The sequence below is a fragment of the uncultured Cellulomonas sp. genome (assembly GCF_947494015.1).
In the GTDB taxonomy this organism is placed as follows: Bacteria; Actinomycetota; Actinomycetes; order Actinomycetales; family Cellulomonadaceae; genus Pengzhenrongella.
The window spans coordinates 247,357-268,565 of the sequence record NZ_CANLTL010000006.1 but is presented as its reverse complement, the minus strand read 5'-3'; the positions used below and the strand labels follow the sequence as shown (position 1 = coordinate 268,565).

The window sequence follows — 21,209 nt, the reverse complement described above, 5'->3', positions numbered from 1 at the left end:
GTAGGCACGCAGCCGGCGGGCCCCACGGGCCCGGCGCCGCGGCGGGGGACGACGTCGCGCAGGACGTGGCCGGGGGACGGCCCGCGCGGGTCCGGCGAGGCACGCAGACGGGCACGGGCACGGCCACCCGGCGGGTGGCGCCGCTAGCCTCGCCCCCGTGCCACCCAGCCCGCCGCTCGTCCCGGCTCGCCGCCCCACCGCGGCACCACGGGCCACGCTGGGCGTGGTCGCGGTGGTCGTCGCGGCCGTGCTGTTCGCGGTGAACGGGACGGTCGCCAAGCTGGCCATGACCAGCGGCATCGGCCCCACCCGCCTGGTCGAGCTGCGCACGCTCGGGTCCGCGCTGGTCCTGGTGCCGGTGGCCCTGGTGGTCGTCCGGCGACGCATGGTGCTGCACCGTCGCGACGTCCTGGTGATGGCGACGCTCGGTGTCGTCGGGATGGCCGCCGTGCAGTGGTGCTACCTCGTGGCCATCTCGCGGCTCCCGGTGGGCCTCGCCCTCCTGATCGAGTACACCGCACCCCTGCTGATCGCCCTGTGGGCCCGGTTCGTGCTGCACGAGGCGGTGCGGCCGCGGGCCTGGTGGGGTCTGGCCGCGTCCCTGGTGGGCCTGACGATGGTGGCGCAGGTGCGCCGCGGCGTGGAGCTCGACGCCGTCGGCCTCGCAGCAGCAGGCGGTGCGGCGGTCGCGCTGGCCACCTACTACGTGCTCGGTGAACGGCTGGTCGCCCGCCGCGACCCGCTGTCGACCCAGGCGTGGTCGTTGGCGTTCGCGGCCCTGTTCTGGGCCGTCCTGCAGCCGCTGTGGACGTGGGACGTGTCGGTGCTGGCGGTCGAGGGCACGCTGCCCGGCCCGCTGGCGGGCCTGGCCGCACCGACCTGGGCGCTGGTGCTGTGGGTCGTGGTGCTGGGGACCGTGGTGCCGTACACCCTGGTGCTCGCCGGGGTCCGGGTGATCGGCGCCGCCCGCGCGGGTCTGCTCGGGATGATCGAGCCGGTCGCGGCGGCCGGCGTGGCGTGGCTCGTCCTCGGCGAGTCCATGACGATCGTCCAGGTCGCCGGCGGAGCGGTCGTCCTGGCGGGGGTCGCGCTGGCCGAGACCGCGCGTGCCCGCCCCGTCGCCGTCCTGCCGGACGCCGTCCTGCCCGAGCCCGCCCGTCCCGCGGCCGTGCTCGACGACGCGGCGGATGCGACCCCCGTGGTTCCTTGACGAGCGACCCGGTGTGCCGATCAGTGGGTCGAGAACCCCTGTCACGTCAACCGGAGACCACCATGAGCACCACCACCCGCCGCGCCTCGCGCCTGAGCGACCTCGGCGTCCGCACCAAGATCCTCGCCGCCGTCCTGGTCGCGTCCGTCGTGGCCGCGGTCGTCGGCCTGATGGGCCTGTCGACGCTGTCGGCGTCCAACGCCGACATGACCCTGCTGTACGAGGACAAGATGCTCGGCTTCGAGAAGGCCGCCGGCCTGCGCCGGGACACCCTGAGCATCCGTCTCGCCGCCGCCAACCACGTCATCTCCTCCGACGCGGAGCGCACCGCCCAGTTCGAGCAGCAGGTCGACGAGCTCGAGGCCTCGCTGGCCGAGCAGATCGAGGACTACCGCCCGATGCTGAGCAGCGCGTCCAACATCGCGGCGCTCGACAGCTTCGTCGAGGGCCTGGCGGCGTACAGCACGGCGCTGGACGACGTGCTGCTGCCCGCCGGTCGCGCGAACGACGTCGCCGCGTGGGAGGACGCCCGTGACGGCGTCGCCGCCGACGCGATCACCACGATGACCGAGGCGACCGGCGCGCTGGTCGAGGGCGAGAAGACCGCGGCCAAGGAGCTCATCGCCGAGTCGCAGGCCGCCTACGACCGCGCCCGCACGACCGCGATCGTGCTCCTCGTCGTGGGCCTGTCCGTGGCCATCGGCGTCGGGCTCGTGGTGTCCCGGGCGATCGTGCGCGGGCTCGACCGGGTGCGGGCCACCGTGACCGCCCTGGAGAGCGGCGACCTGACCGTCCCGGTCGGCCTGACCACCCGCGACGAGGTCGGCACCATGGGCGCCGCGCTCGACAACGCCCTGACCACGCTGCGCGGGGTGGTCTCCACCATCGACGCCTCCTCGGACTCCCTGGCCGGCGCCTCGACCCAGATGTCGGCCACCGCGGTGCAGATCGCCTCCGGCGCCGAGGAGACCGCAGCCCAGGCCGGCGTCGTCTCGGCCGCCGCCGAGCAGGTCTCGCGCAACACCCAGACCGTCGCGGCCGGCACCGAGGAGATGGGCGCCTCCATCCGCGAGATCGCCCACAACGCCTCCGAGGCCGCCCGGATCGCCGCCCAGGCCGTGACCGCCGCCGAGGAGACCACCGCCACCGTGTCGCGCCTGGGTGAGTCCAGCCGCCAGATCGGCGACGTGGTCAAGGCCATCACCTCGATCGCGGAGCAGACCAACCTGCTCGCCCTGAACGCGACGATCGAGGCCGCCCGCGCCGGGGAGGCCGGCAAGGGCTTCGCCGTCGTGGCCGGCGAGGTCAAGGAGCTCGCCCAGGAGACCGCCCGCGCCACCGAGGACATCGCCCGGCGCGTGCAGGCCATCCAGGGCGACACCGCCGGCGCGGTCGACGCGATCGGCAACATCTCGCACATCGTGGCCTCGATCAACGACTTCCAGGCGACGATCGCCGCGGCCGTCGAGGAGCAGACCGCGACGACCAACGAGATGACCCGCAACGTCTCGGAGGCGGCTGCCGGGTCCGGGGAGATCGCGGTCAACATCTCCGGTGTGGCCGACGCCGCCGCGCTGACCACCCAGGGTGCCGCGGAGTCGCAGCAGGCCGTGAGCGAGCTGGCCCGCATGTCCGCCGACCTCAAGACCCTGGTGGGCACCTTCCGCTACTGAGCCCACCCACCGGCGCGCGCAGCGCCGCGCACCGACGGCCACGACCCCCCGCGGGTCGTGGCCGTTCGCGCGCCGGGGACCGGGCGGGCGTGCCGGGCCGGCGCGACGGACCGCGGGGCGACCTAGAGTCCCGGCATGGAACCGGTCACGCTGAGCGACGGCGTCGTCGAGCTCGCTCCCCCGACCCCCGCCGACGTCGACGCGGTGACGACGCTGTGCCAGGACCCCGACATCCGGCGATGGACCACCGTCCCGAGCCCGTACACCCGGCCCGACGCCGAGTACTTCGTCGGCACGATGGTCGGCGACGGCTGGGAGCAGGGCCGGGAGTGCACCTGGGGGATCCGCACCGACGGTGCGCTGGTCGGCATGATCGGCCTGTCGCTGCGCCCCCCGGGGTCGGCCGAGGTCGGCTACTGGCTGGGTCCGCAGGCGCGCGGCCGGGGACTGCTGCACCGGTCGCTGCGGCTGGCGCTCGGCCACGCGTTCGCGCCGGACGGGCTGGACCTGGACCGGGTCGAGTGGCGGTGCTTCGCCGGCAACTGGGCCTCCTGGCGCGCTGCCTGGCGGGTCGGCTTCACCTTCGAGGCGACCCTGCGCGGCGGCGGGGTGCAGCGTGGCCGACGGGTCGACGAGTGGGCGGGCACGCTGCTGCGCGAGGACCCGCGGGAGCCGCGGCGGCCCTGGCCGGCGACGAGCATCCCCGCGCCCTTGCCGCCCACCCTGCCGCCCACCCTGCCGCGCACCACGCCAACGCCCGTGGCCGGCCCGAGCGCCTGACGCCGGGGAGCAGGTCGCCGGCCGCACGTCGGCGACGACCGGGCGCTCCGCCGGTAGAGCGTCGGACCGCGTACCCGGGGGGCACGCAGGTGACGAACCGCCTGCCCCCGGACCCTCGCGCCGCAGGCCGGCGAGGACCGCGACGCCACGGTGCAGCGCCTGCTGGACCTCGGCGCCCGGCAGGGGACGTCGGCCAGGGCGAAGCGTCCCGTGGCTGGTGCCGGCCGACCGGCGACGGCGACGAGCTCTGCGTGCTCAGCCCCGGGACGGACCGCGCCGGTGCGCGCGCCGGACGGTCAGCGGCCCTCGAAGGCCCGGGCCATGGCGCGCTGGGTCTCGAGCACCTGGCCCATCCGGGTCTGCACCTCGTCCATCCGGCCGATCGTGGCGCTGATCGCCTCGATGCCGCGGGTCACGGTCGCGGTGTTGCTCTGGATGTCCGCGACCCGCTCCCCGACCCGGCTGGTGGCCGCCGTCGTGCCGCCCGCCAGCTCCTTGACCTCCGTGGCGACCACGGCGAACCCGCGGCCGGCCTGCCCGGCGCGTGCAGCCTCGATGGTCGCGTTGAGGGCGAGCAGGTTGGTCTGGTCGGCGATGGAGGAGATGACCTTGATGACGTCGCCGATCGCGGTGGACGAGTCGCTCAGGGCGCGCACCTCACCGGCGATGGCCGAGGCCTGGGCGACGGCGTCCATCGCGACCGCACCCGCCTCGCGGGCGCTGGCCTGGAGCTGCTCGACGCTGCCGAGCAGCGCCGTGGCCGCCTCGGAGTCGCGAGCCGCCCGGCGCAGGATGTTCAGGCGCTGGGACACCAGCCGGGCCACGTTGCGCAGCGCGTCGGCCCGGCCCGCGGACAGGTCGATGGTGTCCGTGGTGAAGAAGTCCATCGTGCCGATCACCGCGCCGTCGACCATGATCGGCAGGCAGACGCCGGACCGGACCCCGGCCCGCTGCGCGGCCGGGCGGCGGACGCAGTCCGTCAGCTGCCCCAGGTCGGGGACGAAGACGAGGTCGCGGGCCTTCCACGCCCGGCCGGACAGACCCACGCCCTCGGCGAAGCTCGCGGACAGCGTGACCTGCCGGAACTCCTCGCCGGCGCTCCCGGACTCGACGACGAACCGCAGCACGCGGCTCTCGGTGTCCAGGCCCCAGAACGACCCGTAGGCCCACCCGAACTCGGTCCGGACCGCCTCCAGCGCGGTGCGCAGGGCGGTCTCCTCGTCCCGGCACGCGCCCACCTGCTCGACCACCGTGGTGACGGCCTGCTGGTCGCGGGCAGCGCTGGCCAGCACCTCGGCCGCCTCCATCGCGGCCAGGGTCTGCGACACCACGCGGGACAGCGCGCTGAGCACAGCGGGGCGCGTGGCGCTCTCGGTGCCGGGCCGGCGCGACAGGAACTCCAGGAACATGACGATCTCGCCGTCCCGGCGGATCGGCAGGGACAGGGCGCCGTGCGCACCGGCGCGCAGGCTGGTCTCGCCGCGCACGCAGTTCGGCGGGTGCGCGGCCAGGTCGGTGAGGTCCAGCACCTCACCCTGCGACCACGAGACGCCGCACAGGCCCAGGCCGCGGGTCATGTGGTGGTCGGGCGTCATCCGGCTGAGCTCGGCGCTCAGCGAGCCCACCTGGGACCGGAACTCGAGCTCGTCCGAGCCCGGCCGCACCTCCCACGCCGATCCGTAGTCGTAGCCGAAGGCGCGCCGGATGCCCTCCAGGACCGCCTGCACGCCCGCGCACGTCGTCTCGGTCTTCCCGAGGTCGGCGATCACCGAGTCCAGCGCCTCGAGCTCGGCGAGCACGCGGCTGTCATCGCTGCGGTCGTCCTGCGGTCGTCGTCGCGTCAGCACAGGCACGCGGTCACTCCTCGGGGTGGGCCCGGGCTCGAGATGCCGGGACCAGCGTCGGATCGGCGGGCGCGGCCCGATGATGAGGTGTCCGCGTGGGACCATGTGCCCCGTGGCCGACTCGACCGACATCCCTGCCCAGCACGCCGCGACCCGGGTGACCCTCGCCGGCGTGGTCCCGGCCGTCGCCCTCGGCCCGCTGGACGGGCGCTACCGGACGACCGTGGCGCCTCTGGTCGACCACCTCAGCGAGCCGGCCCTGAACCGCGAGCGCCTGCTGGTCGAGGTCGAGTGGGTCATCCACCTGACCCGGACCGGCGTCGTCCCGGGCGCGCCACGGCTGTCGGCCGCGGAGGAGGACTACCTGCGCAGCGTCGTCACCACGTTCGGCGCGCAGGAGATCGCGCGGCTCGGGGCGATCGAGAAGGTCACCGTGCACGACGTCAAGGCGGTCGAGTACTTCCTCAAGGAGCACCTGGCCGCCGCGCCGGACGTGCTGGGTGCCGGCACCGCGCTGCCGGCCGTCTCCGAGCTGGTGCACTTCTGCTGCACGAGCGAGGACGTGAACAACCTGTCCTACGCCCTCATGGTGCGCGGCGCGGTGACCGAGGTGTGGCTGCCCGCCGCGCAGGCCCTGGTCGGCGAGCTCGCCGCGATGGCCCGCGAGCACCGCGACGTCCCGCTGCTGGCCCGCACGCACGGCCAGCCCGCCACCCCCACGACGCTCGGCAAGGAGCTCGCCGTCCTCGCCCACCGGCTGGGCCGTCAGCTGCGCCGGGTGGAGCGCGCGGAGTACCTCGGCAAGCTCAACGGCGCGACGGGGACGTACGGCGCGCACGTGGCCGCCGTCCCCGGCGCCGACTGGGAGGCCGTGTCCCGTACCTTCGTCGAGGGCCTGGGACTGACCTGGAACCCGCTCACCACCCAGATCGAGTCCCACGACTGGCAGGCCGAGCTGTACAGCGACGTCGCGCGGTTCAACCGCATCCTGCACAACCTGGCCACCGACGTGTGGACCTACATCTCGACGGGCGTCTTCAGCCAGATCCCCGTGGCCGGGGCGACCGGCTCGTCGACGATGCCGCACAAGGTGAACCCGATCCGGTTCGAGAACGCCGAGGCGAACCTGGAGCTGTCCAGCGCACTGCTCGACACCCTGGCGTCGACCCTGGTGACCAGCCGGCTGCAGCGTGACCTGACCGACTCGACCACCCAGCGGAACATCGGCCCGGCGTTCGGCCACGGCCTGCTCGCGATCGACAACGTGCGCCGCGGGCTGCGAGCGCTCGCCGTCGACCGTGACCTCCTCGAGCGCGAGCTCGACACCAACTGGGAGGTGCTCGGCGAGCCGGTCCAGTCCGCGATGCGCGCGGCGGCGGTCGCCGGGGTCACCGGCATGGAGAACCCCTACGAGCGACTCAAGGAGCTCACCCGCGGCAAGCGCCTGACCGCCGACGACATGCGTGAGTTCATCGCCGGCCTCGGCCTGCCCGACGACGTCGCGGCGCGGCTGGCCGAGCTGACGCCGGCGACGTACACGGGGCTCGCGAGCCGCCTCGTCGACCACCTGGACGGGTGAGCCGGGGGGCGGACGGGGCACCCACACCCTCCTGCCCGATCGGTGACCGCCGTCGCCGTGGGACCGCTCGCGTCGGTGCCGCAGTGCCGCGCGCCGACCGGGACGACCCGGCGGGACCGCGGGGCTCAGGCGTGCTCGAACATGGACGCCATCCGCACCTGCTCGCCGAGGACGTCGTCGATCTGCGCCTGGACGGTGTCGAGCTGCCCGATGATCTGCGTGGTGGTGTGGATCCCCGCGGCGACGGAGTCGCTGGTGAGCTGGAGCTCGGCGACCCGCTGGGCGACCCGGCCGGTGGCCTCGGCGGTCTCGCGGGCGAGCTCCTTGACCTCGCTGGCCACGACGGCGAACCCCCGGCCGACCTCGCCCGCCCGGGCGGCCTCGATCGTGGCGTTGAGGGCCAGGAGGTTGGTCTGGTCGGCGATCGACGAGATCACCTTGATGACGTCGCCGATCGCGGCGGACGCCTGGCCCAGCGCGGTCACGTCCGCGGTCATGGTCGACGACTGGCCGGCCGCTTCCTGCGCGACCCGGCCGGCGTCCTGGGCCGCGTCGCGCAGCTCGGCGACCGTGCTGAGCAGGCGCTGTGCGCGGGCGCCGTCGGCGGCGATGCGGCGGACCACGGACAGCCGCTGGGACACCAGCTGGGCGACGTTGCGCAGCGCCGCGGCGCGCGACTCGGACAGGTCGATGGAGTCGGTGGTGAAGAAGTCCATGGTGCCGATGACGTGGTGGCCGTCCATGATCGGGAAGCAGACCCCCGACCGGACGCCGGCCCGCTGAGCAGCGGGTGCACGGACGCAGTCGGTCACCTGGGCGAGGTCCTGCACGAACACGAGGTCGCGGGCCTTCCACGCCCGACCCGACAGGCCCACCCCCTCCGCGAACGACGCGGACAGCGTGACGCGGCGGAACTCCTCGCCGGCCGACCCCGACTCGATGCTGAACCGCAGGACGTCCGACTCCTCGTCCCGGGCCCAGAACGAGCCGTACGCCCAGCCGAACGCCGTCCGGACCGTCTCCAGCGCCACCTGCACCGTGGTGGCCTCGTCGACGGCGTCGCCGACCTTGGTGACGACCGTGGTGACGGCCTTGCGATCGTTCAACGTCTCGTTGAGCGCCGCACCGGCGAGCCCCTGCCGGCGCGCCAGCGTCGCGATCCGGCCGATCGCCTCCCACTTCTCGTCCCCGAAGCGGGGCAGGGGGTGGTCGCTGTAGAACTCCATGATCCCGACGACGTCGCCCTCGTCCATCATGGGGACCGCCGCGCCGGCGACCATCCCGGAGCGCTGAGCGGCCTCCCACCGCAAGCAGCCGTGGTCCCCGTCGGACGGCTGGACGACCACGGGACGCCGGGTTCTCGCCGCCTCGCCGAGCAGGCCGGCATCGGGCTGCACGCTGCGCGCGCCGCTGACGGCCGAGCGCAGCGTGCCGGCGAGCGGGCCGGTCTCGTAGGCCAGCCGCAGCGTGCCGTCCGGGCTCGGGACCCACCGCGCGCCGTAGGTCAGGCCGAGCGTGCGCACCATCGCGTCGGTGAGCTTGATCCGCGCGTCCTGCGCGTCGGTCAGCCCGGTGTCGAAGGCGAGGAGGACCTGCTCCAGCGCCTCGACGTCGCGAGGCACGCCGCGGTCGGCCTGGGGGTCGGGCGTGGTGGTGCGGCGGAACAGCGGCATGACGGCTCCCGGTCGTGGCGTGACGCGATGCCGTGCACATCGGTCGCCCGACGCCGGACTTGAGCGACCGTCCCCGGCCGGGCCCACGTGAACGCCGCCGCGCCGCGCGTCACCGGACGGACTCCGCCACCTCCTGGTCCGTCGCCCCGGCCGGCGGCGGTGCCGGCACCGGTGGCGCCGGGATCGCGGCGAGCTCCGCCAGGGCGGCCCGGTAGGCACGGTCGTCGCCGGCGCGCGCGGCGGTCCGTGCCCGGACCGTCGGTGGGTGGAGCAGGGCCCGGGTGCGGCGACGCAGCGACCGGACCAGCCGTGCGTGCTCCTCCGGGCTCGTGCCGGTGGCGGCGGCGCACACGCCGTCGGAGGCGGCCAAGCCGGGCACCGGCTGCTGGGCGTCGGTGACGGGCGTCGGCTCCCCGGCGGCCTCGTCCGCGGCGCGGATCCGGCCCGCCTCGGCCTCGAGCTCGCCCAGCACGCGGCGCCGCTCGGCGACGACGGCGGCCTCGAGCTCACGCGCCCGGGTCACCGCCTCGAAGTCCGCGGCGGCGGCCGCGACGAGGTCGTGCGCGAGCTCGACCGGTGCGGACTGCTCCTCGGGTGCGTGCCGGCGGATCGTGTCCAGGTTGATCAGGCGGACGCCGGGCAGCCGGCCGACCGCCGGGTCGACGTCGTTGCGCAGCGCGAGGTCGGCGACCACCTGCGGGTGCCCGGTGGCGGCCCAGGTGCGGCCGACGAGCTCGGCGTCGAGCACGCGTCCGACGGTGCCGCTGCACGCCACGACGAGGTCGGAGGTGCCGATGGCGTCGGCGAGGCCGCCGTCGTGCACGGGGACGATGCCGCGGGCCGCGGCGAACGTCGCGGCCCGGCCGGACGGTGAGAACACCCGGATGTCGGCGCAGCCGTGGCGGCGCAGCGCGGCCAGGCTCGCGCCGGCGTACGAGCCGGTGCCGACCAGCAGCGCGCGGACCTGCGGCCAGGGCGGCAGGCCGGGCTCGGCGAGCTCGAGGGCGACGCCCACCACGGAGCGGCCGGCGGCGCCCAGCCCGGTGCGGGTGCCGACGTCGCGTGACGCGCGAGAGGCGGTCTGGAACAGCCGCTCCAGGCCGGACGACGTGGTGCCCTCGGCGCGGGCGGTGGCGAGCGCACGCCGGACCTGGCCGGTGATCTCGCGCTCGCCGACCACCATGGACTCGAGCCCGGAGGCCACCGAGAACAGGTGCGCGGGGACCTCGGGTCCGTGCAGCACCTGCAGGGTCGCGGTCACGTCCGGGGTCGGGATGCCGGACGCGTGCGCGATGACCCGGGTGGTCGCGTCGACCGCGGCGGGTGCCTGGTCGGGACGGTCGACCTCGAGGTACACCTCGAACCGGTTGCAGGTCGCGAGCACGACCGTCCCCGTCGGGGCAGCACCGGACGCCGCGACCGTCCGGCCCACCGACTGCGCTCCGGCACTGAGCCGTTCGAGCACGTCGAGGTCGAGGTCGCGGTGGCTCGCGATCAATGACATGAGCACCACAGCACCTCGATTCAACCAGGCGATCGGAACGTGGGCACAATTGCGCCGTGACCCTGCCCCCGGACCACCCCCTGACCGACGGACGCACCGCCCATTCTGGGGTGCTCCGTGCCTTTTCCGCTGACCGGCCGGACCGGCTGCCCGTGTGGTTCATGCGACAGGCGGGTCGCTCGCTGCCCGAGTACCGGGCCGTGCGGGAGGGCGTGGGCATGCTCGACTCGTGCCTGCAGCCGGAGCTGGCCAGCGAGATCACGCTGCAGCCGGTACGCCGCCACGGGGTGGACGCCGCCATCTTCTTCAGCGACATCGTCGTCCCGCTGCGGCTGGCCGGCGTGGACGTGGACATCGCCCCCGGGGTGGGGCCGGTGCTCGGCTCGGCCGTGCGCACCGCCGACGACGTCGCCCGACTCGTCGACGCCGGACCGCTGACGCCCCAGGCGCTGGCCCCGGTCTCCGAGGGCGTCCGGCTGACCGTCGCCGGGCTGGACCGCACCCCGCTGCTCGGTTTCGCCGGGGCACCGTTCACCCTGGCCGCGTACCTCGTCGAGGGCCGGCCGTCGCGCGACCACCTGGCCGCGCGCACCCTCATGCACGCCGACCCCGACACGTGGCGCGCGCTGACCGAGTGGGCCGCGGACGTCACCGGGGCGTTCCTGCGCGCACAGGTGCTCGCCGGCGCCAGCGCGGTGCAGCTGTTCGACTCGTGGGCGGGCTCGCTGTCGCGCGCGGACTACGAGGCGCACTGCGCCCCGTCCAGCGCCCGCGCGCTGTCGCACGTCACCGACCTCGGGGTGCGCATCGTGCACTTCGGGACCGGCACCGAGCACCTGCTCACCGCCATGCGTGACGTCGGGGCCGACGTCGTCGGGGTCGACTACCGCACGCCGCTGGACGAGGCGAACCGTCTGCTCGGCGGGCGGACGCCCCTGCAGGGCAACATCGACCCCGCGCTGCTGGCCGCCCCGTGGCCCGTGCTCGAGGCGCACGTGCGCGACGTCGTCCGGCGCGGGGCCGCGGCGCCGGGCCACGTGGTCAACCTGGGCCACGGCGTCCCGCCGACCACCGACCCGGACGTGCTGACGCGCGTCGTGGAGCTGGTGCACGGGCTGGACGCGTAGGGCGCCGGCGTGGACCGGGTCGGGTCGCAGGACGGGCACGCCAGCCCCGCCGGCGGGACGACGCGACGGGAGTCCGTGGACGCCGTCGTCGTGGGCGGCGGTGTGGCCGGGCTCGTCGCCGCCCGCGAGCTGGCGCTCGCCGGGCTGGGCGTCGTGGTGGTCGAGCCCGGTCACGGGCCGGGCGGGGCGGTGGGGCGGCACACGGTCGCGGGACTGGACCTGGACGCCGGGGCGGAGTCCTTCGCGACCCGTGGCGGCACCGTCGCGGCGCTCGCCGCAGAGCTGGGGCTCGCCGACGCCGTCACCGCCCCCGCGCCGCTGGGCGCCTGGGTGCACGGGCCCTCGGGGCCCGGGACGCTGCCGCGCGCGGGCCTGCTCGGCGTCCCCGTGGACCCGTGGGCCCCGGACGTGCGCCGCACGATCGGCCTGGCCGGCGCCCTGCGCGCCAGCGCGGACCGGCTGCTGCCGGCTCGCGTGGGCACCGCCGGCCCACGCGGCGCCGACCGGTCCGGCACGCGGTCGGGCACGCCGTCGGGCACGTCGTCGGGCACGTCGTCGGGCACGCCGTCCGGGACCGTGACGTTCGGCGGGCTGGTCCGGGCACGGATGGGCCGGCGGGTGCTCGACCGCCTGGTCGCACCCGTCGTCGGCGGCGTGCACGCGGCCGACCCGGACGACCTCGACGTCCGCACGGTCGCCCCGGGCCTGCTCCCGGCGCTCGACGAGCACGGGTCCCTCGGCGCCGCGGTGGCGTCGCTGCGCGCGCTCGCGCCGGCCGGGGCCGCGGTCAACGGCCTGGTCGGCGGCATGCACACGCTGGTGGACGCGCTGGTCGGGGACCTGAGCGCCCGTGGCGGCCGGCTGTGGACGGGCTCGACGGTCCGAGCCCTGGACCGGGTGGGCACCGGCTGGAGCGTGGCGGTGGACAGCCCGCGCGGCCCGCTCGTGCTCACCACGCCGCGCGTGGTGCTCGCCGCACCCGCGGCGGCCACGCTCGGGCTGCTCGCCGGCGTCCTGCCCGGCCTGGCGACCGTCCGCACCGACCCGGGGGCCGACGTCGTGCTCGCCACCCTGGTCGTGGACGCGGCCGAGCTGGACGTGGCCCCCCGCGGCACCGGCGTGCTCGTCGCGCCGGCCGCGCAGCGCGCACCCGGTCGCGGCGGTGCGCCCGCCGTCCGCGCGAAGGCGCTGACCCACGCGACCGCCAAGTGGCCGTGGCTCGCCGCGCAGGCCGGGCCGGGCCGCCATGTGCTGCGCCTGTCCTACGGGCGGGCCGGCGGCTCGGGCTCCCTGCAGGACGTCGTCGGGCTCGCGGACGAGGCGCTGACCGCGCTCGCCGTCCGGGACGCCGGGACGCTGCTCGGCGTGCCGCTGGATGGGGCCTCGGTCCGTGGTGCGGCGCGGGTGCGGTGGTCGCAGTCCCTGCCCCGGGCGAGTGCGGGCCACCGCGCGTCGGTCGAGGCCGTGAGCGCCGCGGTCGACGCCACCCCGGGGCTCGCGGTGTGCGGCGCCTGGGTGGCGGGCAACGGGCTCGCCACCGTGGTCCCGCACGCGCGGGCAGCCGGTCGACGACTGGCGGAATTGTTCTGACAATTCGTCAGGACAATGGCCCCGGAATACCGTGGGACGGCTCGCGACGTGACCTGCGCAACAGGCGTGGGCGCGGTCCTGACGCATTGTCACATCAGCCCTGTGGGGTTTGTCACCCCCTTTCGACATCGCTCGGCGCGGGACGCAAGATGGACCCATGCCCGATCCTGTGAGCACCGAGGACGCCCTGGCGACGGTGCGGGTCGGCACCCGCGCGAGCACGCTCGCGCTCACCCAGACCGGGACCGTCGCGGACAGCCTCGCCGCGGCCGGGCCGCTGCGCACCGAGCTGGTCCGGATCACCACCGACGGCGACCGCCTCACCGGCTCGCTCGTCGCCCTCGGCGGCACCGGGGTCTTCGTGACCGCCCTGCGCGAGGCGCTGCTGGACGGTCGGTGCGACGTCGCGGTGCACTCGCTCAAGGACCTGCCCAGCGCACCCGCCGACGGGCTCGTCCTGGGCGCCGTGCCCGACCGCGAGGACCCCCGGGACGCGCTGTGCGCGCGCGACGGGCTGACCCTGGCCACGCTGCCGCCCGGCGCCCGGGTCGGCACCGGCTCCCCCCGGCGGGCCGCGCAGCTGCGCGCCGCCCGACCGGACCTGGTGCTGCTGGACATCCGCGGCAACGTCGACACCCGGCTGCGCCGGGTCGCGCCCGGCGATCTCGACGCCGTCGTGCTGGCCCGCGCCGGGCTCGCGCGGCTCGGCCGGCTGGACGCCGTCACCGACCTCATCGACGTGGGCACCATGGCGCCGGCGCCCGGCCAGGGCGCGCTCGCCGTCGAGGTCCGCGCCGAGGCCGTGACCGACCCGGCGCACCCCCTGGCCCGGGCACTGGCCGCCGTCGACCACCGGCCGAGCCGGCTGGCCGTGACGGCCGAGCGCGCGCTGCTGGCCCGGCTCGAGGCGGGCTGCGCGGCGCCCATCGGGGCCCTCGCGCGGCTGACCGGCACCGTCCTGGCCCTCGACGCCGTCGTGAGCCGGGTCGACGGCACCGACCGGCTGCGCCGCAGCCGGTCGGTCGACCTGGCCGCCACGGCGGCGTCGGGGGCCTCGGCGTCGACGCCGGCCGCGACGGACCCGCAGCTCACGGCCGCCGCCGCGCTGGGCGCCGAGGTGGCCGAGGTCCTGCTCGCCGACGGCGCCGGTGACCTCGCCGAGCTCGGCGTGCTGCTGTGACCACCGCCCCGGACGCACCGCACGGCACCGCACCGGCAGCGCACGGCGCCGGGCCCGACGACGCCCCGCCGCACGGCGCCCAGCCCGGCCCCGCAGAGCCGGATCCCGCGCAGCCCGACCCCGCGCAGCCCCTCGCCGGCCTGCGGGTGCTGGTCCCGCGAGCGCCCGAGCGAGCCGGCGCCCTCATCGGCGCGCTGCGCCGGGCCGGTGCGGAGCCGGTCGCCGCGCCCCTCGTCGTCATCGGACCGCCCGAGGACCCCGCCGCGCTCGACGGCGCGCTCGCGCGGCTGGCGGCGGGCCGGTACGACTGGCTGTCGGTCACGAGCGGCTTCACGGTCGACGCCCTCGACGCGTCCGCCGCCCGCGCGGGCCGCACGCTTGCCGACGTCGTCCGCGCCGGACGCGCCGCCAGGCCCGGCAGCACCCGGGTCGCCGCCGTGGGCGACGCGACCGCCGCCGCCCTGCGCGGGTCCGGCGTCGACGTCGACTTCGTCCCGAGCGGGGAGCAGTCCGCGCGCGGCATGCTCGCCGAGTGGCCCGAGCCGGTGTCCGGTGCCCGGCCCGCCGGCCGCGGCACCGCGCTGCTGCCGCAGGGCGACCTGGCCGAGCCCACGCTCGCCGACGGGCTCACCGGGCTGGGCCTGAGGCCCGAGGTGGTCGTCTCCTACCGCAACAGCCCCGCCCCGCCGCTGCCGGCGGCGCTCGTGGCGGACCTCGCCTCGGGCGTGGTCGACGCCGTCGTCCTCACATCGGGCAGCACCGCACGCCGGCTCGCCGACCAGGTGACGCTGCCCGCGTCCACCCTGGTGTGCTGCATCGGCCCGCGCACCGCCGAGGTCGCCGCCGAGGTCGGTCTGCCCGCCGGCCTGGTCGCCGACGGTCCGCACCCGCGTGCCGTCGTCGCCGCCTTCGTCCGGCGACTGGCCCCCGCCCCGCCGTCCCCGCCGCCCGCCCCGCGGCTGCCCGCGCCGCCCGCCCCGCCCTCCGCCGACCCGAGGTGACCGCATGACCTCCACGCACGACCGCCGCCACCGACCGCGCCGCCTGCGGGGCACCCCCGCCCTGCGCCGGATGGCCACCGAGGTGCGCCTGCACCCGGGTGACCTCGTGCTGCCCCTGTTCATCAAGGAGGGGCTCACCGAGCCGGTCGAGATCGCCTCCATGCCGGGCGTGCTCCAGCACACCCCCGAGAGCCTGCGCGCGGCGGTCCGCGAGGCCGCAGACGCCGGGCTGGCGGGCGTCATGCTGTTCGGCGTGCCGACCGTGCGCGACGCCGTCGGCTCCGGCGCGACGGACCCCGACGGGGTGCTCAACCGCGCCATCGCCGACGCCGCCGAGGCCGCCGGCGGCCGTCTCGTCGTCATGGCCGACCTGTGCCTGGACGAGTTCACCGACCACGGCCACTGCGGCGTGCTGACCAGTGGCCCGCACGGGGAGGTCGTCGTCGACAACGACGCGACCCTCGAGCGCTACACCGCCATGGCGCTCGCGCAGGCGCGGGCGGGCGCGGACCTGCTCGGCCTGAGCGGGATGATGGACAACCAGACGGCCGCCGTGCGGGACGCCCTGGACGACGCGGGCTTCGGCGACGTGACGATCCTGGCCTACGCCGCCAAGTACGCCAGTGCCTTCTACGGTCCGTTCCGGGACGCCGTGGAGTCGACCCTCGAGGGCGACCGGAAGAGCTACCAGATGGACCCGGCCAACCGGCGCGAGGCCGCGCGCGAGGTGGCGATCGACGTCGAGCAGGGCGCCGATGTCGTCATGGTCAAGCCCGCGCTGCCGTACCTGGACGTGCTGGCCGACGTCGCCGCGACCAGCGCCGTGCCGGTCGCCGCCTACCAGGTGTCCGGTGAGTACGCGATGGTCGAGGCGGCCGCGGCGAACGGCTGGATCGACCGGCGGCGCGCCGTCGAGGAGTCCGTCCTCGCGATCCGCCGCGCGGGCGCCGACCTGATCCTCACCTACTGGGCGACCGAGCTCGCCGGCTGGCTCACCGAGCCGACCCCGGCCCGTCCCGGCCGCTGACCACCGGCGACCGGTCGGCCACCCGACCGGTCGCTCACACCCACCCACCACCGGCGCCGCAGGCGCCCCACGACGTCGCACCCACACCCCGGGAGCTCCACATGACCGCACCGTCCACCACGTCGTCGACCACGGCGCCGTCCACCACCGCCGGCAACGACGGGCTGTTCGCCGCGGCGCAGGGCGTGCTGCCCGGCGGCGTCAACTCGCCCGTCCGGGCCTACGGGTCCGTCGGCGGCACGCCGCGCTTCCTCGTCTCCGCGAGCGGTCCGTACGTCACCGACGCCGACGGGCGCCAGTACGTGGACCTCGTGTCGTCGTGGGGGCCGATGATCCTCGGGCACGCCCACCCGGCGGTCGTGCGCGCCGTGCAGGACGCCGCCGCGCAGGGGCTGTCGTTCGGTGCCCCGACACCCCGGGAGACCGCGCTCGCCGAAGAGATCCGGCGGCGCGTGCCCCCCGCGGAGCGGGTGCGGCTGGTGTCCACCGGGACCGAGGCGACCATGACCGCGGTCCGGCTCGCGCGCGGGTTCACCGGCCGCGAGCTCGTCGTGAAGTTCGCCGGCTGCTACCACGGGCACGTCGACTCGCTCCTGGCCCAGGCGGGGTCCGGCGTCGCGACGCTCGCGCTGCCGGGCTCGGCGGGGGTCACCGCGGCCAGCGCGGCCGAGACGATCGTGCTGCCGTACAACGACCTGGCCGCGGTCGAGGAGGCGTTCGCCGAGCGCGGCGACCGGATCGCCGCCGTCATGACCGAGGCGGCACCGGCCAACATGGGCGTCGTCCCGCCGCTGCCCGGCTTCAACGCCGCCCTGGCCCGGATCGCGCGCGCGCACGGCGCCCTGATGATCCAGGACGAGGTGCTCACCGGCTTCCGGGTGAGCCCGGCCGGCTGGTGGGGGCTCGAGGGTGCTGACGAGGGCTGGGCGCCCGACCTGCTGGCCTTCGGAAAGGTGGTCGGCGGCGGACTGCCGGTCGCCGCGCTCGGCGGCCGGGCCGACGTCATGGACCACCTGGCGCCGCACGGGCCCGTCTACCAGGCCGGGACGCTGTCGGGGAACCCGGTCGCCACCGCCGCGGGGCTGGCCACGCTGCAGGCGGCGGACGCGGACGTCTACGCGCGGCTGGACCGTGCGGCCCAGGTGCTGTCCGGCGAGGTCGGCGCCGCGCTGACGACCGCCGGCGTCCCGCACCGGGTGCAGCACGCCGGCAACCTGTTCAGCGTGATGTTCGGCCCGGCCGCCGCCGAGCACGGCGTGCAGGACTACGCCGGCGCGCAGGGCCAGGAGACGTTCCGGTACCCGCCGTTCTTCCACGCGATGCTCGACGCCGGCATCAGCCTGCCGCCGTCGGTCTTCGAGGCGTGGTTCGTGTCGGCCACCCACGACGACGGCGTGCTGGACCGCATCGTCTCGGCCCTGCCGGCCGCCGCCCGCGCCGCCGCGCAGGCCCGCCCCGCCTGACCCCCGCAGGCCCCCCCGCGCGCCCCCGCCCCCCGGCCCCCCGGCCCCCCGGCCCCCGCCGAGTGCGACGTCGTGGACCCTTCGGGCGACCCGAACGGCCCGAAACGTCACACTCGGCACGCGCGACCCGGCGAGTGCGACGTCGTGGACCGTCCACGCGACCTGAACGGTCCGAAACGTCGCACTCGGCACGCGCGGGCGTCGACGGCCGCGCGGTTGCGGAATACCCCTGGGGGGTACACCGTTGTGCTGACGACGGACGAGAGAGGGCACGTTGATGAGCGGCTACACCGGGTCCAAGGACGACTACCTCAAGCGGCTGCGCCGGATCGAGGGTCAGGTCCGCGGCATCGCCCGCATGGTCGACGAGGACACGTACTGCATCGACGTGCTGACCCAGGTGTCCGCGGTCACCAAGGCGCTCCAGGCCGTCAGCCTCGGCCTCGTCGAGGACCACCTGTCGCACTGCGTCGTCGACGCGGCCCGCGAGTCCGACGACGCCGGGCACGCCAAGGTCCGCGAGGCCGCCGACGCGATCGCGCGCCTCGTCCGCAGCTGATCGGCTCCACCCCCCACCACCGGTCGGCACCCGTCGGCCACCCACCAGAGAGGGACGACACCATGAACGCCACCCCGCACACCGCCACCTACGAGGTCACCGGCATGACCTGCGGCCACTGCGTGCAGTCCGTGACCGAGGAGGTCTCCGCGCTGACCGGCGTCAAGGACGTCTCGGTCGAGCTCAACGTGGGCGCCGCGTCGCAGGTCACGGTCGTGTCCGACGAGCCGCTCGACACCGAGACCGTCCGCGGCGCCGTGGACGAGGCCGGGTACCAGCTCGTCGGCTGACCCCCGGCCCGGGCCGCCGGTCCGGTCACCGTCCGTCACGCCCGCGTCCGGCGTCCCGCCCGACCCGGCGCAGGCATCACACCACCCGTACCCAGGCACGCTCGCAGCGAGGACGCCATGTCGCACGCCACGCAGGACCAGCCCGCCGCACCCCTCCGGCCGGTCGTCACCCTCGACCTGGCGGTCGAGGGGATGACCTGCGCGTCGTGCGTGACCCGGGTGGAGAAGAAGCTCAACCGGGTCCCCGGGGCCAGCGCCACGGTGAACCTCGCTCTGGAGTCGGCACACGTCGAGCTCACCGTGCCCGACGACGCCGCAGGGATCGCGGGCGAGGACGACCTCATCGCCGCCGTGCGCAAGGCCGGGTACGACGCCCGGGTGACCGCGCGCGGCGAGCGCGCCGGGCACCCCGGGACCGCCACCGCCCCTGCACCGGACCCGACGGCGGCGGCGGGCGCCACCGCGGCCGCCGGCACCAGCGGCGAGGCCGCCGGGCCGGGCCCCCTCGTGGCACCGGGCACCGCGACAGAACCGCACCCCACCCCCGCACCGGGCCCGGTGGTGGACGACGTCCCGGACGACGGCGCGGACCTGTCCGCGCCGACGACCGACCGCGGTACCGACCTGCGCCGCCGGCTGCGGGTCTCCGCGGTCCTGACCGTCCCGGTCGTGGTGCTGTCCATGATCCCGGCCCTGCAGGTGTCCGGGTGGCAGTGGGTCGTCGCCGCGCTGGCCCTGCCGGTGGTGACGTGGGCCGCGTGGCCCTTCCACCGGGCGGCGGCGCGGGCCGCCCGCCACGGCGCGTCCACGATGGACACCCTGGTCTCGATCGGCATCGTCGCCGCGACCGGCTGGTCGCTGTGGGCGCTGCTGCTCGGCGGCGCCGGCACGCTCGGCATGCGGATGCAGCCGACGCTGTGGCCGCGCGCCGACCACGCCGGGACCGGCATGCCCGAGCTCTACTTCGAGGTCGCCGCGGTGGTGACCACCTTCCTGCTCGCCGGGCGCCTCGCCGAGCACCGCTCGCGGCGCCGGGCCGGTGACGCCCTGCGCGCCCTGCTCGACCTGGGCGCCAAGGACGCCACCCTGCTCACCACCGATCCGGCGGGCCGACGCGTCGAGGAGCGCGTCCCGGCCGGGCGCCTCGTGGTCGGCGATTTGTTCGCCGTCCGGCCCGGGGAGAAGGTGGCCACCGACGGCGTCGTCGTGGAGGGCACCAGCGCGGTGGACGCGTCCCTGGTGACCGGCGAGCCGGTGCCGGTGGACGTGGCCCCGGGCTCCGCGGTGACCGGCGCGACCGTCAACACCTCGGGGTACCTCGTGGTGCGGGCGACCCGGGTCGGGCAGGACACCGTGCTGGCGCAGATCGGCCGGCTGGTGTCGGCAGCGCAGACCGGCAAGGCCCAGGTCCAGCGCCTGGCCGACCGGATCTCCGCCGTGTTCGTCCCGGTGGTGCTGGTCCTCGCGCTCGGCACCCTGGCGGTCTGGCTGCTGACCGGCAACAGCGCTCAGGCCGCCTTCACGGCGGCGGTCGCGGTGCTGATCATCGCGTGCCCCTGCGCCCTCGGGCTCGCGACGCCGACGGCGCTGCTCGTCGGCACCGGGCGCGGCGCCCAGCTCGGCGTGCTCATCAAGGGGCCGGAGATCCTCGAGGAGACCCGCCGCGTCGACACCGTGGTGCTCGACAAGACCGGCACCGTGACCGAGGGGCGGATGCGGGTGGTCGACGTCGTCGCCGCCGACGGCACGCCCGCCGCCGAGGTGCTGCGGCTCGCCGCCGCGGTGGAGCGGATGAGCGAGCACCCCATCGCCCGCGCGATCGCCGCGGCCGGGGACGCGGCGGCCTCCGCGCCGGCCCCGGCCGGCTCGGTACCCGGCGAGGTGCGCGTCGGCGCCGACGGCGTCGGGGTCGGCTCGGACCAGGTGCTCGACTTCCGCAACGACGCCGGCTCGGGCGTGAGCGGCACCGTCCGGACCGCGCACTCCGGCCTCGGGCTCGGCACCCGGGTCCTCGTCGGGCGCCCGGCCTGGCTGGTGCGCGAGGGCGTCGTGGTCGACGACGCCCTGACGGCCGCCTTCCGCGACGCCGAGTCCGCCGGCGGGACCGCGGTCGCCGCCGCCTGGAACGGCACCGCGCGCGGCGTCGTCGTCCTGCGCGACCCCGTCAAGGCGACCTCACGGGACGCCGTCGCCGAGCTGCGGTCGCTGGGCCTGCGACCGGTGCTGCTCACCGGGGACAACGTCGGCGCGGCGCGCGAGGCGGCCCGCGCGGTCGGCATCGCCGAGGACGACGTGATCGCCGAGGTCATGCCGGCCGACAAGGTCGACGTCGTGCAGCGCCTGCAGGCGCAGGGGTCGCGGGTCGCGATGGTCGGGGACGGCGTGAACGACGCCGCCGCGCTGGCCGCCGCGGACCTCGGGCTCGCCATGGGCACGGGCACCGACGTCGCGATCGAGGCCGCCGACCTCACGCTCGTGCGCGGGGACCTGCGGTCCGCCGGGCAGGCGATCCGGCTGTCCCGGGCGACCCTGCAGATCATCCAGCAGAACCTGTTCTGGGCGTTCGCCTACAACGTGGCCGCGATCCCGCTGGCGGCGGCCGGCCTGCTGAACCCGATGATCGCCGGCGCGGCGATGGCGTTCAGCTCGGTGCTGGTCGTGGCCAACTCGCTGCGCCTGCGGCGCTTCGCCTGACGGCGCTTCGCCGGC

Annotated in this window: 16 protein-coding genes; 13 read left to right on the top strand and 3 right to left on the bottom strand. The window is 76.2% G+C overall.

From position 1 onward, the window contains the following. The first annotated feature begins 157 nt into the window (after nucleotides 1-157). The 3 genes from Q0840_RS09340 (at nucleotide 158) to Q0840_RS09330 (ending at nucleotide 3,663) form a co-directional block, all read left to right on the top strand. Nucleotides 158-1,210, top strand: a complete 1,053-nt coding sequence (locus tag Q0840_RS09340) for a DMT family transporter (RefSeq protein ID WP_298459049.1) — start codon at nucleotides 158-160, stop codon at nucleotides 1,208-1,210. Between the two features lie 62 nt (nucleotides 1,211-1,272). Beyond that, complete coding sequence (locus Q0840_RS09335; protein ID WP_298459047.1) at nucleotides 1,273-2,883, top strand: methyl-accepting chemotaxis protein; 1,611 nt, start codon at nucleotides 1,273-1,275, stop codon at nucleotides 2,881-2,883. Nucleotides 2,884-3,018: 135 nt separating this feature from the next. Then, nucleotides 3,019-3,663, top strand: a complete 645-nt coding sequence (locus tag Q0840_RS09330) for a GNAT family N-acetyltransferase (protein WP_298459046.1) — start codon at nucleotides 3,019-3,021, stop codon at nucleotides 3,661-3,663. 296 nt (nucleotides 3,664-3,959) lie between these two features. Here Q0840_RS09330 and Q0840_RS09325 read toward each other — a convergent pair whose 3' ends face one another. Then, nucleotides 3,960-5,516, bottom strand: coding sequence for a methyl-accepting chemotaxis protein (locus tag Q0840_RS09325; protein ID WP_298459044.1), 1,557 nt, complete (start codon nucleotides 5,514-5,516; stop codon nucleotides 3,960-3,962). Nucleotides 5,517-5,619: 103 nt separating this feature from the next. Between Q0840_RS09325 and purB the strand changes: the two genes are divergently transcribed. Beyond that, entirely contained in the window at nucleotides 5,620-7,086 is a 1,467-nt protein-coding gene (gene purB, locus Q0840_RS09320) for an adenylosuccinate lyase (protein WP_298459043.1), read from the top strand. Between the two features lie 125 nt (nucleotides 7,087-7,211). On the opposite strand, the gene Q0840_RS09315 is transcribed toward purB, so the two are convergent. Further along, nucleotides 7,212-8,759, bottom strand: coding sequence for a GAF domain-containing protein (locus Q0840_RS09315; RefSeq protein ID WP_298459041.1), 1,548 nt, complete (start codon nucleotides 8,757-8,759; stop codon nucleotides 7,212-7,214). Between the two features lie 109 nt (nucleotides 8,760-8,868). Beyond that, a complete protein-coding gene (locus Q0840_RS09310) occupies nucleotides 8,869-10,263 on the bottom strand; it encodes a glutamyl-tRNA reductase (RefSeq protein ID WP_298459095.1) in 1,395 nt (464 codons plus the stop codon). A gap of 56 nt (nucleotides 10,264-10,319) precedes the next feature. Here Q0840_RS09310 and hemE point away from each other — a divergent pair, with 56 nt between their 5' ends. From hemE to Q0840_RS09265, 9 genes are all read left to right on the top strand, one after another. Next, a complete protein-coding gene (gene hemE / locus Q0840_RS09305; RefSeq protein WP_298459040.1) occupies nucleotides 10,320-11,390 on the top strand; it encodes a uroporphyrinogen decarboxylase in 1,071 nt (356 codons plus the stop codon). Between the two features lie 9 nt (nucleotides 11,391-11,399). Further along, nucleotides 11,400-12,980, top strand: a complete 1,581-nt coding sequence (locus Q0840_RS09300; protein WP_367183097.1) for an NAD(P)/FAD-dependent oxidoreductase — start codon at nucleotides 11,400-11,402, stop codon at nucleotides 12,978-12,980. Between the two features lie 157 nt (nucleotides 12,981-13,137). After that, nucleotides 13,138-14,160: a hydroxymethylbilane synthase gene (gene hemC / locus Q0840_RS09295; RefSeq protein WP_298459039.1), complete on the top strand. Its 1,023-nt coding sequence runs from the start codon at nucleotides 13,138-13,140 to the stop codon at nucleotides 14,158-14,160. Further along, on the top strand, nucleotides 14,157-15,161 hold the full coding sequence (locus tag Q0840_RS09290) for a uroporphyrinogen-III synthase (protein ID WP_298459038.1): 1,005 nt from the start codon (nucleotides 14,157-14,159) through the stop codon (nucleotides 15,159-15,161). The genes hemC and Q0840_RS09290 overlap by 4 nt, the downstream gene beginning before the upstream one ends. 4 nt (nucleotides 15,162-15,165) lie before the next feature. Further along, nucleotides 15,166-16,188, top strand: coding sequence for a porphobilinogen synthase (gene hemB, locus Q0840_RS09285; RefSeq protein WP_298459036.1), 1,023 nt, complete (start codon nucleotides 15,166-15,168; stop codon nucleotides 16,186-16,188). Nucleotides 16,189-16,289: 101 nt separating this feature from the next. After that, a complete protein-coding gene (hemL, locus tag Q0840_RS09280) occupies nucleotides 16,290-17,651 on the top strand; it encodes a glutamate-1-semialdehyde 2,1-aminomutase (protein ID WP_298459035.1) in 1,362 nt (453 codons plus the stop codon). 277 nt (nucleotides 17,652-17,928) lie between these two features. After that, nucleotides 17,929-18,210, top strand: coding sequence for a metal-sensitive transcriptional regulator (locus Q0840_RS09275; RefSeq protein WP_298459033.1), 282 nt, complete (start codon nucleotides 17,929-17,931; stop codon nucleotides 18,208-18,210). 62 nt (nucleotides 18,211-18,272) lie between these two features. Then, nucleotides 18,273-18,500 carry a heavy-metal-associated domain-containing protein gene (locus Q0840_RS09270; protein WP_298459032.1) on the top strand — a complete coding sequence of 76 codons (228 nt, stop codon included), beginning with the start codon at nucleotides 18,273-18,275 and terminating at the stop codon, nucleotides 18,498-18,500. A gap of 117 nt (nucleotides 18,501-18,617) precedes the next feature. After that, nucleotides 18,618-21,194, top strand: a complete 2,577-nt coding sequence (locus Q0840_RS09265; protein ID WP_298459031.1) for a cation-translocating P-type ATPase — start codon at nucleotides 18,618-18,620, stop codon at nucleotides 21,192-21,194. The last annotated feature ends 15 nt before the right edge of the window (nucleotides 21,195-21,209 follow it).

What these genes read in the sequence shown, in the direction of transcription:
- Q0840_RS09310 (WP_298459095.1), bottom strand. Translation starts at nt 10,263, where the DNA reads ATGTCATTGATCGCGAGCCACCGCGACCTCGACCTCGACGTGCTCGAA.
- Q0840_RS09315 (WP_298459041.1), bottom strand. Translation starts at nt 8,759, where the DNA reads ATGCCGCTGTTCCGCCGCACCACCACGCCCGACCCCCAGGCCGACCGC.
- hemL (WP_298459035.1), top strand. Translation starts at nt 16,290, where the DNA reads ATGACCGCACCGTCCACCACGTCGTCGACCACGGCGCCGTCCACCACC.
- Q0840_RS09275 (WP_298459033.1), top strand. Translation starts at nt 17,929, where the DNA reads ATGAGCGGCTACACCGGGTCCAAGGACGACTACCTCAAGCGGCTGCGC.
- Q0840_RS09335 (WP_298459047.1), top strand. Translation starts at nt 1,273, where the DNA reads ATGAGCACCACCACCCGCCGCGCCTCGCGCCTGAGCGACCTCGGCGTC.
- Q0840_RS09270 (WP_298459032.1), top strand. Translation starts at nt 18,273, where the DNA reads ATGAACGCCACCCCGCACACCGCCACCTACGAGGTCACCGGCATGACC.
- hemC (WP_298459039.1), top strand. Translation starts at nt 13,138, where the DNA reads ATGCCCGATCCTGTGAGCACCGAGGACGCCCTGGCGACGGTGCGGGTC.
- Q0840_RS09265 (WP_298459031.1), top strand. Translation starts at nt 18,618, where the DNA reads ATGTCGCACGCCACGCAGGACCAGCCCGCCGCACCCCTCCGGCCGGTC.
- Q0840_RS09330 (WP_298459046.1), top strand. Translation starts at nt 3,019, where the DNA reads ATGGAACCGGTCACGCTGAGCGACGGCGTCGTCGAGCTCGCTCCCCCG.
- hemB (WP_298459036.1), top strand. Translation starts at nt 15,166, where the DNA reads ATGACCTCCACGCACGACCGCCGCCACCGACCGCGCCGCCTGCGGGGC.